The following is a 13,099-nucleotide window of genomic DNA, read 5'->3' as shown; positions in this document are numbered from 1 at the left end:
TCACCGCATATATAACGTTGTAAACCGAGCCGCCGACAGGCCGCGCAAGCCCCCTCGGCCGCCGTTCACGCAGGACGGCACAGGGGTGTGAGCGATGCGGTCCCCTCGGCCGTCGAGCGTCCGCCACGTCATCCAGTCATCGTCCCTGTTCCGACCGCACGCCGATCGGCGTGCGGTCAATCCGCCAAGGAGCGTCCCGCGCATGATGATCCAGCGCCGATCCCGTACCCTCGCCGCGGCCTGCCTGCTCGCGGCCACCGCCACGCTGGCCGCCGCCGGCTGCGCCAAGTCGGAGACCACGAACAGCGCGGGTTCCGACAGCGGCCAGGGCGCCCAGGCGGCCGAGTCCCCCGAAAGCAGCTCCGGTTCGGGCTGTTCGCTGCAGACCTACGGCGCGCCGAAGCTGGACCTCAAGGACGCGGTGGTCGGCTTCTCGCAGTCGGAGAAGGAAGCCAACCCGTTCCGTATCGCCGAGACCCGGTCCATCAAGGACGAGGCCAAGAAGGTCGGCGTCAAGAAGCTGCTCACCACCAACGCGCAGTCGCAGCTCTCCAAGCAGATCAGTGACATCCAGGACATGCTGTCGCAGGGCGCCCAGTTCCTCATCGTCGCCCCGCTGAACTCGGACGGCCTGGAACCCGCCCTGAAGGCCGCCGCCGCCAAGAAGGTGCCCGTCCTCACCATCGACCGCAAGGTCAACTCCACAGCCTGCAAGGACTATGTGGCCTTCCTCGGTTCCGACTTCGTCGAGCAGGGCAAGCGCGCCGCCGACGCGATGATCAAGGCGACCGGCGGCAAGGGCAAGGTCGCCATCCTCCTCGGTGCCTCCGGCAACAACGTCACCACCGACCGGACCAAGGGCTTCGTCGACCGGATCAAGGCCGAGGCGCCGGGCATCGAGATCGTCGCCCAGCAGACCGGCGAGTTCGCCCGGGACAAGGGCCAGCAGGTCATGGAGCAGCTCATCCAGTCCAAGCCCGACATCACCGCCGTCTACGCGGAGAACGACGAGATGGGCCTCGGTGCCGTCACCGCGCTCAAGGCCGCCGGGAAGAAGCCCGGCAAGGACGTCAAGATCGTCTCGGTCGACGGCACCCGCAACGCGGTGCAGGCACTGGTCAACGGCGAATACAACGCCGTCATCGAGTCCAATCCGCGCTTCGGGCCGCTGGCCTTCGCGACCGCGCAGAAGTTCTACGGCGGCGAGGAGATCCCGGAGAACGTGATCATCACCGACCGCGCGTACGACGAGTCCAACGCCGAGGCGTCCCTCGGCGGCGCGTACTGACCCCCCTCCCTCCGGCTCATGGCCGTCGCGGCGCCGCCCGATGCCACGACGGCCGCCGGGCCCACATTCCCGTAACACCGGAAGGTCAGGTTCGATGGCGCCACCCGAAGCAGTACCCGAGCCGTCGCAGGCCCCCGCCGGGCCCGTAGCGACCGCCTCGGCCGAAGCCCCGGCAGCCGACGGAGCCCCCGGTGCCCCTACGGCCACCGAGGTCCCAACAGCCGTCGGAGCCACGGCACTTCCCGTCGGTGCCGTGCTGGAGGCCCGCTCGGTGAGCAAGCGGTTCCCGGGGGTCGTCGCCCTCGACGACGTCTCCCTCGCCCTGCGCGCCGGGGAGACCCATGCGCTGGTCGGTGAGAACGGCGCCGGGAAATCCACCCTCATCAAGGTGCTGACCGGGGTGTACCGGCCCGACGGGGGCGAACTGCGGATGGCCGGATCGCCGGTCCGCTTCGCCCGGCCGTCCGAGGCCCAGCAGGCCGGGATCTCCACCATCTATCAGGAGGTGAACCTCGTCCCGCTGATGAGCGTGGCGCGCAACATCTTCCTCGGCCGCGAGCCCAAGAACCGCCTCGGGCTCATCGACTTCGCCCGGATGCACCGCGAGACGACCGAGCTCCTCGACGGTTTCGGCGTCCGCCTCGACCCCCGAAGGCCCCTGCACACCCTGGGAATCGGCACCCAGCAGATGGTCGCGCTGGCCCGTGCCGTCTCCGTCCGCGCCCAGGTCGTCATCATGGACGAACCCACCTCCTCCCTCGAACCGCGTGAGGTGGAGACGCTCTTCCGGGTCATCGCGAACCTGCGCGGCCAGGGCATCGCGGTCCTCTACGTCAGCCATCGTATGGACGAGCTGTACCGCGTCTGCGACCGCGTCACCGTGCTCCGCGACGGCCGCCACATCCATACCGGCGACCTCGCGGACCTGGACCGGATGCAACTGGTGTCGATGATGCTCGGCCGCGACCTGGCCGAGGTGCGCCGCTCCGGGGTCACCGGCTTCGCCGCCGAGGGACACGACGCGGCCCGCACCCCCGCGCTCACCGCCACGGGACTCTCCAGCCGCCACCAACTCCACGACATATCTCTGTCGTTGTACGCCGGCGAGGTGCTCGGACTCGGCGGGCTCCTCGGCTCCGGCCGCAGCGAGACGGCCAAGGCCCTGTCCGGCGCCCTCGGCCTGGACGCCGGAGACGTGAGCGTCGACGGCCACCGGCTGAGCCGCCTCACCCCGGCGGCCGCGATCCGGGCGGGCATCAGCCGGCTGCCCGAGGACCGCAAGGCCGACGGGATCGTCCCCGGTCTCTCCGTCCGCGAGAACATCGTGCTGGCGGCCATGCCCCGCCTCTCCCGTGCCGGTGTCATCTCCCGGGCCAGGCAGGACCGCATCGTCGACATCTTCGTGAAGCGCCTGCGGATCAAGGCGTCCAGCCCCGAGCAGAAGGTCGGTGAGCTGTCCGGCGGCAACCAGCAGAAGGTGCTGCTGGCCCGCTGGCTCTGCCTGGAACCCAAGGTCCTGCTGCTGGACGAACCCACCCGGGGCATCGATGTCGGCGCCAAGGCCGAGGTCCAGAGCCTCATCGACGACCTGGCCCGCGAGGGCCTGGCGGTCCTGCTCATCTCCTCCGACATCGAGGAACTCATCGAGGGCGCCGACCGCGTCGTCGTCCTGCGCGGGGGCTCCGTCGCGGGCGAACTGGCGGGCGACGACGTGGCGGAGAGCCGCCTGCTCGCCGTGCTCGCCGACCACACACCGGAGCCCCGAGGGAAGGCCCCGGCCGCTCAGGAGGACCCCCGATGACCACCCCCGCCACGCTCTCCCCGCCCACGAAACCCGCGAACCCCCTGGCGCGGCTGCGCGACCCCGCCTGGTACCAGGAGTACGGCGTGTACGCCGCCGTCGTCGTGGTGCTGCTCTTCAACGCCCTGTTCACCGAACACTTCATGACCGCCGACAACCTGCGTACCCAGCTCGTCCAGGTCGCTCCCATCGTGATCGTCGCCCTGGGCATGGCCCTGGTCATCGGCACCGAGGGCATCGACCTGTCCGTCGGCTCCACCATGGCCCTGGCCACGGCGCTCCTGCCGCTCTACCTCGGATACGGGCTCGTGCCCGCGCTCGTCGTCGCGATGCTGGCGGGCGCGGTCGTCGGCGCGATCAACGGAACCCTGGTCTCCCTCGTCGGGCTCCAGCCCATCGTCGCCACACTCGCGCTGTTCGTCGGCGGCCGGGGCCTGGCCCTGGTCCTGGCCGACGGCCGGCTCAAGCAGATCGTCAACCCGGAGCTGCTCGCCCTGGGAACCGGTTCGTTCCTCGGTATCCCGCTGGTCGTGCTGATCGCGGGCGCGCTCGCCGTAGCCGTCGCGTTCCTGGTCCACCGCACCACCTTCGGCCGCCGGCTCGTCGCCATCGGCGGCAACCGCTCGGCGGCCACCCTGGCCGGACTGCCCGTCACCCGCGTACTCATCGGCGTGTACATGCTCTGCGGCGTGCTGGCCGCCCTGGCCGGCATCCTCGCCACCGCGAGGCTCACCGCCAGCGACCCGTCCTCGCTGGGCACCCTCATGGAACTGTCCGCCATCACCGCCGTCGTGGTCGGCGGCACACCGCTGGGCGGAGGCTCCATCCGGGTGCTCGGCACCGTGGCGGGCGCCCTGCTGATGCAGCTGTTGCGCGCCACGCTCGTCAAGCACGACCTGCCCGACTCCACCGCACAGATCGCCCAGGCGGCCATCATCATCGCCGCCGTCTACGTCGCCCGGGAGCGTCGGTCCCGATGAACGAAACCACCCCCGCCCCCGCGGCCCAGGCCCCGGCACCGCGGAAGACACCCACGGCCGGACACGGCGGCGCGCCCCGCCCCCTCGTTCGCCCCGAACCGGCACCCCGGCAGCGCATCGCCGAACTCGTCCAGCGGCAGGGCGTCCTCGCGGTCCTGCTGACCGTCGTGGTCATCGCCTCGTTCGTCTATCCGACGTTCGCCTCCCTGGACAACGCCCGCGGGGTGACCGTGCAGGCGTCGTTCCTCGCCGTCGTCGCCCTCGGCATGACCCCGGTCATCATCACCGGCGGCATCGACCTGTCGGTCGGCTCCGTCTTCGCCCTCGGCGGAGTCCTGGCCGCCTGGGCCTCGCAAGGGGGCCTCCTGCCCGCACTGCTGGTGCCCCTCGTGGCGTGCGGCGCGATCGGACTGCTCAACGGCTTCCTGATCGCGCGGGCGGGAATGGCGCCCTTCATCGTCACCCTCGCCACCCTGCTCGCGGCCCGGGGCATCCTCCTCGCCCTCACCGACGAGGGCGCCACCACGTATCTGGTGCCCAAGGGGTCCGCCTTCGCCGAACTGGGACAGGGCAGCGTCCAGGGCTTCGGGTACCCGATCCTGATCGCCCTGGTGCTGTTCGGGGCGGGCGGCCTGCTGCTCCAGCGCACCTCGTTCGGGCAGACCCTGTTCGCCGTCGGAGGCAGCGGCGACGCCGCCACCCTGATGGGCCTCCCCGTCGCCCGTACGAAGATCCTCGTCTACACGCTCAGCGGGCTGCTGGCCGGACTGGCCGGGGCACTCAACGCGGCCAGGCTGTCCTCCGGCGTGACCATCGTCGGCGTGGGCATGGAGCTGGACGCGATCTCCGCCGTCGTCATCGGCGGAACGCTGCTCGTCGGCGGTGCCGGTTCGGTCAGCGGCACACTCTGGGGTGTTCTGCTGCTCGCCGTCATCCAGAACCTCATCAACCAGATCGGCTCGCTCAACTCCTCGTACCAGTCGGTGGTCAGCGGGGGCTTCCTTATCGTTGTCGTCGTGGCCCAGCGCTATCTGGCGCGCAGTCGCAGAACCACCTGAACCGGTCGGGGCCGGGCAGAGCCGAATCCAAGTCAAGGAGTGCCGTGGGCGTCAGCCTCAAGGACGTTGCGCAACGGGCGGGCGTGTCCATCAAGACCGTGTCGAACGTGGTGAACAACTATCAGCACGTCACACCCAAGATGCGGGCCAAGGTGCAGCAGGCGATCGACGAGCTCGGCTACCGGCCGAACCTCACCGCCCGCCATCTGCGCAAGGGCCGCACCGGCATCATCGCCCTCGCGGTGCCCGAGTTCGGCAACCCGTACTTCGCGGAACTGGCCGGAGCCGTCGTCGACGCGGCCGCCCGGCACGACTACACCGTGCTGGTCGACCACACGGCGGGCCTCCGGGAGAAGGAACTGCTGGTCAGTCAGGGATTCCGGTCCCATGTGATCGACGGCCTCATCCTCAGCCCCATCCATCTGGAGACGGAGGACCTGATGGCGCGCACCGAGACGGCGCCCCTGGTCCTGCTGGGGGAGCGCGAGTACGAGGCCCCGTACGACCACATCGCCATCGACAACGTGGCCGCGTCCCGCGAGGCCGTACGCCACCTGATCGACAACGGGCACCGCCGGATCGCGTTCCTCGGCTCCCGCACCGGTCGCGAACGCCAGCCCGCCCACCTGCGGCTGCGGGGCTGGCGCGAGGAACTGGTGGCGGCGGGCATCGAGCCGGACGAGTCCCTGGTCGTGGTCACCGACGGCTACGGCCGCGAGGACGGGGCCGCGGCCATGGCCTCCCTCCTCGACCGGGGCGAGCGGCCCGACGCGGTGTTCGCCTACAACGACCTCATCGCGGTCGGGGCCATGCGCACGATCACGGAGCGCCGGCTCGCCGTCCCGGCCGACATCGCCGTCGTCGGCTTCGACGACATCGAGGAGAGCCGGTACGGCACGACCACCCTCACCACCATCGCCCCCGACAAGGAAGCCATCGCCCGGCTCGCCGTGGACAGCCTCGTGGAACGCCTCACGGGGGACCCGGTGTCCGAGCCCCGGCGGCCACGCCCCGGATACCGCCTCATCGTCCGCGAATCCACCGCGCCCCGAACCGGCCCCGACCCCCTCGGCTCGTAGGGGCCCGCCCGGCGGCGCGCTCCCACAAGGAACTCCGATGCCCCGCCCCACCGCGCACCGCACACCGTTCGGCTCCGCCCACGGGCATACGCAGGCCCACCTCTGGACCCTCGACTCCGGTACGGGAGTCCGGGCCGAAGTCCTCACGTACGGCGGTGTCCTGCACAGCCTCACCGTGCCGGACACCGCCGGGCACCCCGGTCACATCGTCCGGTCGCTCACCGGGATCGACGACTACACCGGCGAGAACCCCTACTTCGGTGCCGTCGTCGGACGCTACGCCAACCGCATCGCGCACGGCCGCTTCACCCTCGACGGCACCACGCACCACATCCCCGCCAACGACCGCGGCCACGCGCTGCACGGCGGCCCCGACGGCTTCCACACCAAGGTGTGGCGGGCCACCGCCCGGGTCAGCCACACCGCCGCGGCCCTCCGGCTCACCCTGCGCAGTCCCGACGGCGACATGGGCTTTCCCGGCACGCTGGACGCCGCCGTGACCTACACCCTCGACACCACCGGCACCCTCGCCCTCGACTACACCGCGACCACCGACCGTCCCACGGTCGTCAACCTCACCCACCACGCCTACCTCAACCTGGGCGGCGGTGACATCCTCGGCCACACGCTGGAGGTCGACGCCGACCACTACCTCCCGATCGACCCCGACGGCATCCCCGAGGGACCCGCGGCGCCCGTGCGGGGCACCCCGTTCGACCTCACGGCACCGCGCCGTGTGGGGGAGCGGATCGCCCTCCCCGACGAGCAACTACGCCTGGCGGGCGGCTTCGACCACTGCTGGATCCTCCGCGACCCGGACGCGGACCCGAACGTGGACCCGGCTGCCGATCCGGAGGTCGATCCGGACCCGGCCACCGCCCCCCGGCACCCCGGCGACCTGCGCCGCGCCGCACGGCTCACCGCCCCCGACGCGGCCCGGACGCTGGAGATTTGGACCACCGAACCGGGAATCCAGGTCTACACCGCCAACCAGCTCGACGGCACGTTCACCGATGCCCGGGGCCGCCGCCACGGGCGCCACGGCTCGGTCTGCCTGGAGACCCAGCACCTCCCCGACTCACCCAACCGCCCCGCCCACCCGAGCACCGTGCTGCGCCCCGGCGACACGATGCGCAGCCGTACGGAATGGCGCTTCCCCCACCTCACGGGCGCCCCGGGGAACGCCCGGACCGATTAACCGGTTGCGGGCCGCCGCGGCGCCCTGCTGTAATCCCGGCACACGCATTCGACCCAGGAGATGATTATGCGCGGAGCTTTTGTGTCCACCCAGACAGGAATTCACACCTATCTTGAGGGCATGAAGCTCAGTGCATACGTTGAATCTGGGAATTCTGGCGCACGTCGACGCCGGTAAGACGAGCCTGACCGAGCGGCTGCTCCACGCCGCCGGAGTCATCGACGACATCGGCAGCGTCGACGACGGCAGTACACAGACCGATTCGCTCGACCTGGAACGGCAGCGCGGCATCACGATCAAGTCCGCCGTCGTCTCCTTCGTCATCGGCGACATCGCGGTCAACCTGATCGACACCCCCGGCCACCCGGACTTCATCGCCGAGGTGGAACGGGTCCTCGGCGTGCTCGACGGCGCCGTGCTGGTGGTCTCCGCCGTGGAGGGCGTCCAGGCGCAGACTCGCGTCCTGATGCGGACGCTGCGCAGGCTGCGTATCCCGACCCTGATCTTCGTCAACAAGACCGACCGGGCCGGAGCACGGTACGAACAGATCCTCGCGAGCATCGCGGAACGGCTCTCCCCGGACGTCGTCGCGATGGGCTCGGCCCGGGGGCTGGGCACCCGCGACGCGTGCGGTACCCCGTTCACGGCGGCCGACGCCGCCTTCACCGCCGCGCTGACGGAGCTGCTCACCGCCCACGACGACGACCTGCTCGCCGCGTACGTCGACGATCCGACGGCTGTCCCGTACGAGCGGCTCCGCGGCGAACTGGCCGCGCAGACCGGGCGGGCGCTGGTGCATCCGGTGTTCTTCGGCTCCGCCGCCACGGGCGCGGGCGTCGCCGACCTGGTCGCCGGAATCACCGAACTGCTGCCCACCGCGGCGGGCGACGCCCACAGTCCGGCCTCCGGCACGGTGTTCAAGGTCGAACGCGGCCCGGCGGGGGAGAAGATCGCGTACATCCGGATGTTCACCGGGACGGTGCGTACACGCGAAGTGCTCCGGTTCCGCGGCGCGGACGGCACACAAAGCGAGGGCAAGGTCTCCGCGATCAGTGTCTTCGACCGGGGTGCGGAAGTGCGCGGCCATGGTGTCGGCGCGGGCCGGATCGCCAGGATCCGGGGGCTCGCGGACATCCGGATCGGTGACACGATCGGCGACGCGGCGGCCGGACCGGCGGTGCACCACTTCGCCCCGCCGACCCTGGAGACGGTCGTCGTCCCCCGCCGCCGGGCGGACCGGGGCACCCTGCACCTCGCCCTCGGCCGGCTCGCCGAACAGGACCCGCTGATCGCTCTGCGGCACGACGACATCCGGCAGGAGGTGTCCGTCTCCCTCTACGGCGAGGTGCAGAAGGAGGTCATCCAGGCGACGCTGGCGGACGAGTTCGGCGTCGAGGTCACGTTCCGCGAGACCACGACCATCTGCCTGGAGCGGCCCGTCGGCACGGGCGCCGCCTTCGAGATCATCGACAAGGACCCCAACCCCTTTCTCGCCACCGTCGGACTCCGGGTCGAACCCGCCGCGCCCGGCAGCGGAGTGGAATTCCGGCGGGAAGTGGAACTCGGCTCCATGCCCTATTCCTTCATGAGGGCGGTGGAGGAAACCGTACGGACCACACTGCACCAGGGAATTCACGGCTGGCAGGTCACCGACTGCGTGGTCACGATGACGCATTCGGGATACTGGCCCCGGCAGAGCCATTCCCATGCGACCTTCGACAAGACGATGTCGAGCACCGCCGGTGACTTCCGCCACCTGACGCCGCTGGTGCTGATGAGCGCCCTGCGAGAGGCCGGAACCAGGGTGTACGAGCCGATGCACCGCTTCCGGATCGAGCTGCCCTACGACACCTTCGGGCCGCTGGTGCCGGTGCTCGCCCGGCTGCGCGCCGTGCCGGGGACACCCGTGGTGCGGGGCTCGGTATGCACGCTGGAGGGAGATGTCCCGGCCGCCCGTGTGCATGAACTCCAGCAACTGCTTCCGGAGATGACGCGGGGGGAGGGCGTCCTGGAGTCCGCCTTCGCGCACCACCTGCCGGTCACCGGAACGCCCCCGGAGCGCTCGCGCACGGACCACGATCCGCTGCACCGCAAGGAGTATCTGCTGCGCACCCTGCGCCGGGTCGGCACGGGCGGCGACGGCAGCTGACCACGGAAGGGGTGGTGCGGTCCGGTTCACCGGCCCGCACCACCCCTGACTGCTGTCCGCCCTCCGGGACCGATGCGGCCCGCAAGGCACCCGCGACGGGCTCAGGTCGCGGTGAAGCGATGTGTTCCCGAACCCGCCGCGAACACCGCGCACCCCTCCTCCAGCCGGAGGAACCGCGCCGAGCCGCCCTCGGCCGAGGCGCTGCCGCCGCCCGGGACCCAGACCTCGGCCGTGGTGTTGGCGGGGAACGAGACCCGCAGCGAGAAGCCCTTCCGGCCCGTCGACCAGCGGGTGGTGACCGGTCCGTAGAGCGAGTCGAAGCGGCCTTGTGCCTCGGTCACCCCGCCGCCGGGGCGCGGCCGGACCACGATCTTCCGGAAGCCCGGGGCGCCCGGGGCGATGCCCGCGATGTTCGCGTACATCCATTCGCCGACCGAGCCGTACGCGTAGTGGTTGAACGAGTTCATCCCGGCGTCCTGGAAACTTCCGTCCGGCCTGATGGAGTCCCAGCGCTCCCACATCGTGGTCGCGCCCCGGTCGATCTGATAGCCCCAGCTGGGGAACGTCCGCTGTGTCAGCAGCCGGTAGGCGACGTCCGTATGACCGGTGGCGGTGAGCACCGGGAGCAGTCGCGGCGTACCGAGGAAGCCGGTCGACAGATGCCAGTCCTTCGCCTCGATCAGCGCGACCAGCCGGTCGGCGGCGGGCGCCCGGTCGGTCGCGGTGAGCAGATCCATGGACAGGGCCAGCACGTACGCCGTCTGTGTGTCCCCCTTCACGCGCCCGTCCGCCGAGACATAGGCGGCACGGAACGCGTCCCGGACCCGGCCGAACAGCGCCCGGTACGGCTCCGGGTCCTTGCCCAGCACCTCGGCGGTCCGGGCCACGAGATCGGCGCTGTGCGCGAAGTACGCCGTACCGATGACGTCCTTGGGCGTCTCGTCCTGGATGTTGAGCCAGTCGCCGTACCCCTCGTCGGGGCGCAGCAGGCCGGTGCTGTGCGTGGTGAGGTAGTCCAGCCACTTCACCATCGAGGCCCAGGACTGCTCCAGCACCCTCACGTCCCCGTACGCCCGGTACAGCGCCCAGGGCACGGTGACCCCGGCGTCGCCCCACCCCGCCACGCCCTTGCCGACCGGCCCGACGAGCGGCGCCACGTCCGGGAAGGCGCCGTCGGCGGCCTGGTCGTCGCGCAGGTCCTGGAGCCACTTGGTGAGGAAGCGGGCCGATTCCATCGTGTACGCGGCGGTGGGGGCGAACACATTGATGTCACCGGTCCAGCCGAGCCGTTCGTCCCGTGCCGGGGTGTCGGTCGGAATCGAGACGAAGTTCCCGCGCTGGCCCCAAGTGATGTTGCTGTGCAGCTGGTTGAGCAGGGGAACGTTCGTGGAGAAGTCCATGGTGAAGGGCGCCGCGGTGTGGATGACGCGCCCCACGACCGCGTCGCGCGACGGCCGGCCGGGAAATCCGGTGACCTCGACATAGCGGAAGCCGTGGAAGGTGAAGCGCGGCTCGTACGTCTCCGTCCCGCGCCCCTTGAGGATGTACGTGTCGGTGGCGCGGGCGGTGCGCAGATTGGCGGTGTAGATCGTGCCGTCCGGGTCGAGTACCTCGGCGTGCCGCATCCGCACGGTGGTTCCGGCCGGACCGCTGACGGTCAGCCGGGCCGTTCCCACCATGTTCTGGCCGAGGTCGAAGACGAACACGCCGGGCCGGGGCTCGGTCACCGCACGGGCCGTCAGCTCGTGTGCCACCCGGGAGGGCCCGCCCACCTCGGCGACCACCGCCGCCGTCACCCCGTCGACGGCGTCCGCCGCGGCCCAGGCGCTGTCGTCGAACCCGGTGCGCGTCCACCCGTCCGTCTCCAGGCGGGCGTCGTACACCTCGCCCGCCATCAGGTCGGCCTCGGTGACCGGCCCGGCAGCCGCGCGCCAGCCGGTGTCCGAGACCACCCGCTCGCTCGTCCCGTCGGTGTAGGTGATCTCCAACTGGGCCAGCACGGCGGGCTGTTCACCGTACTGGTGGGGGCCGAACCAGCCGATGCCGCCCGCGTACCAGCCCGCGGCCAGCGTCACCCCGAGCGCGTTGCCGCCGGGCCGGAGCAGGGCCGTCACGTCGTACGTCTGGTACTGGACGCGCTTGCGGTAGTCGGTCCAGCCCGGCGCGAGCCGGTCCTCGCCGACCCGCTCGCCGTTCAGATACGCCTCGTACAGGCCGAGCGCGGTGGAGTACAGGCGGGCCCGTGCCACGGTCCCGCGCCCCAGCCGGAACTCCTGGCGCAGCCGCCCGGCGGGGGAGTGCGCCACCGGGACCTTCCCCCAGGGGCCGGAGCCCCAGGGGGCGAGGACGGCGGCGGTGGACCAGGAGGTGTCGTCGTAACCGGCGGAGCGCCAGTCGCCCGCGGGCTCCCGGTCCGCGGTGCGCCAGTCGGCGCCGGTGGGAAGGGTGCGCACCCCGTCGGCGGTGGTGAGTTCCAGTACGCCCAGCAGTCCGGCCGGTCCGGTCTCGGCATTGGTGGCGGACACCGCGATCACGTTGGTGCCCGGCCGGAGGCGTGAGGTCACGTCCACCAGGACCGGGCGGCTCCAGTTCCGCGCGGGGCCGTCCGCCTTGGTGCGGGCCACCTCGACGCCGTTCACATGGGCGGTGAAGCCGTCGTCGGCGGTCAGCACCAGGCGGGCGCGGGTGACGTCCGGCGGGACGTCGGCCCGGCCGCGGAACCAACGTGTCGCCGCGGGTGCGCTGTTGGCCGGATCCCCTTCGGGGAACCAGATCCATGAGGCGTCGTCCAGTGCGGGCGCACCGGTCAGCGCGGCGGGCGCGCCGATCCACCGGGCGGACCAGTCGGCGGCCTCCAGGAGTCCGGTCTCCCACCAGGACGGCGCGCTCCATCCAGAGGCCGAGCCGTCGGCGTCCCAGACCCGCACCGACCAGAAGTAGCGCGTGCGGGACACCAGGGGCGGTCCCGCGTACGGCACCAGGACGGACCGGCCGGACGTGACCTTGCCGCTGTCCCAGACGTCCGGTTCGGCAAGCCGCCCGGGGTCCGTGGCGACCCGCAGCCGGTAGGCGCTCTGCCGGTGGCCGGGCCGGTCGGAGGTGAGCGGCCAACTCAGCCTGGGGCGCGGAGTGTCGAGGCCAAGCGGATGGTGTACGTATTCGACGCCCGGTCCGGCGACCCGGACCGCGTCGGCGGCGCCCCGCGCCCGCTCCGCGGCGCGGGCGGCGGGGACGGCGGTGCCGGAGAGGGCGGCTCCCAGAGCGGTGGCGGCGGTGGTGCTGAGCAGTCGTCTTCTGTTGATCACAACGCGGCTCCGTTACGACTCGATGATGAATCGTTTCACGGCAGTGAAGCTAGAGTTGTGGGTGTGCTACGTCAATAGGCATGTTGAGACTGAAACCTTTCATGACTGCTCGGGCGTGCAACGGCATGGCCCCGCGCGGCCCGTGGCGCCGGAGCGCGGAAATTCATCCGTGTGCGCGGCAAGCTCCCTCCATCAGCCCTGTCGCTCCGTCAGATCCCCCTCTGATCGGTTGACTACGGAG

Annotated in this window: 8 protein-coding genes; 7 read left to right on the top strand and 1 reads right to left on the bottom strand. The window is 71.2% G+C overall.

Going from position 1 to position 13,099, the window contains the following annotated elements:
• The first annotated feature begins 202 nt into the window (after positions 1 to 202).
• From A6A29_RS40795 to A6A29_RS40765, 7 genes are all read left to right on the top strand, one after another.
• A complete protein-coding gene (locus A6A29_RS40795) occupies positions 203 to 1,288 on the top strand; it encodes an ABC transporter substrate-binding protein (RefSeq protein WP_073728823.1) in 1,086 nt (361 codons plus the stop codon).
• Between the two features lie 94 nt (positions 1,289 to 1,382).
• The gene (locus A6A29_RS40790) at positions 1,383 to 3,089 is read left to right on the top strand and encodes a sugar ABC transporter ATP-binding protein (RefSeq protein WP_241838837.1); all 1,707 of its coding nucleotides are present in this window, start codon (positions 1,383 to 1,385) and stop codon (positions 3,087 to 3,089) included.
• Positions 3,086 to 4,069 (top strand): ABC transporter permease, encoded by a 984-nt coding sequence (locus tag A6A29_RS40785; protein ID WP_073728819.1) that lies wholly within the window; start codon positions 3,086 to 3,088, stop codon positions 4,067 to 4,069. The genes A6A29_RS40790 and A6A29_RS40785 overlap by 4 nt, the downstream gene beginning before the upstream one ends.
• Positions 4,066 to 5,127, top strand: coding sequence for an ABC transporter permease (locus tag A6A29_RS40780; RefSeq protein ID WP_073728817.1), 1,062 nt, complete (start codon positions 4,066 to 4,068; stop codon positions 5,125 to 5,127). Before A6A29_RS40785 ends, A6A29_RS40780 begins: the two co-directional genes overlap by 4 nt.
• Positions 5,128 to 5,171: 44 nt before the next feature.
• Positions 5,172 to 6,206 carry a LacI family DNA-binding transcriptional regulator gene (locus A6A29_RS40775; protein WP_073728815.1) on the top strand — a complete coding sequence of 345 codons (1,035 nt, stop codon included), beginning with the start codon at positions 5,172 to 5,174 and terminating at the stop codon, positions 6,204 to 6,206.
• Positions 6,207 to 6,243: 37 nt separating this feature from the next.
• Positions 6,244 to 7,404, top strand: a complete 1,161-nt coding sequence (locus tag A6A29_RS40770; RefSeq protein ID WP_073728813.1) for an aldose epimerase family protein — start codon at positions 6,244 to 6,246, stop codon at positions 7,402 to 7,404.
• A 130-nt stretch (positions 7,405 to 7,534) separates the two neighbouring features.
• On the top strand, positions 7,535 to 9,553 hold the full coding sequence (locus A6A29_RS40765; RefSeq protein WP_073728811.1) for an elongation factor G: 2,019 nt from the start codon (positions 7,535 to 7,537) through the stop codon (positions 9,551 to 9,553).
• Between the two features lie 101 nt (positions 9,554 to 9,654).
• On the opposite strand, the gene A6A29_RS40760 is transcribed toward A6A29_RS40765, so the two are convergent.
• The gene (locus A6A29_RS40760) at positions 9,655 to 12,858 is read right to left on the bottom strand and encodes an alpha-L-rhamnosidase (RefSeq protein ID WP_073728809.1); all 3,204 of its coding nucleotides are present in this window, start codon (positions 12,856 to 12,858) and stop codon (positions 9,655 to 9,657) included.
• Positions 12,859 to 13,099: the final 241 nt, after the last annotated feature.

The sequence above is a fragment of the Streptomyces sp. TSRI0281 genome, assembly GCF_001905125.1.
GTDB lineage: Bacteria > Actinomycetota > Actinomycetes > Streptomycetales > Streptomycetaceae > Streptomyces.
The sequence above is the reverse complement of the archived record's forward strand: the minus strand, read 5'-3'. Positions and strand labels throughout refer to the sequence as shown.

Bases quoted from the DNA above. Each gene is read 5' to 3' on its own strand.
- A6A29_RS40780 (WP_073728817.1), top strand. From the start codon at position 4,066: ATGAACGAAACCACCCCCGCCCCCGCGGCCCAGGCCCCGGCACCGCGG.
- A6A29_RS40795 (WP_073728823.1), top strand. From the start codon at position 203: ATGATGATCCAGCGCCGATCCCGTACCCTCGCCGCGGCCTGCCTGCTC.
- A6A29_RS40785 (WP_073728819.1), top strand. From the start codon at position 3,086: ATGACCACCCCCGCCACGCTCTCCCCGCCCACGAAACCCGCGAACCCC.
- A6A29_RS40790 (WP_241838837.1), top strand. From the start codon at position 1,383: ATGGCGCCACCCGAAGCAGTACCCGAGCCGTCGCAGGCCCCCGCCGGG.
- A6A29_RS40770 (WP_073728813.1), top strand. From the start codon at position 6,244: ATGCCCCGCCCCACCGCGCACCGCACACCGTTCGGCTCCGCCCACGGG.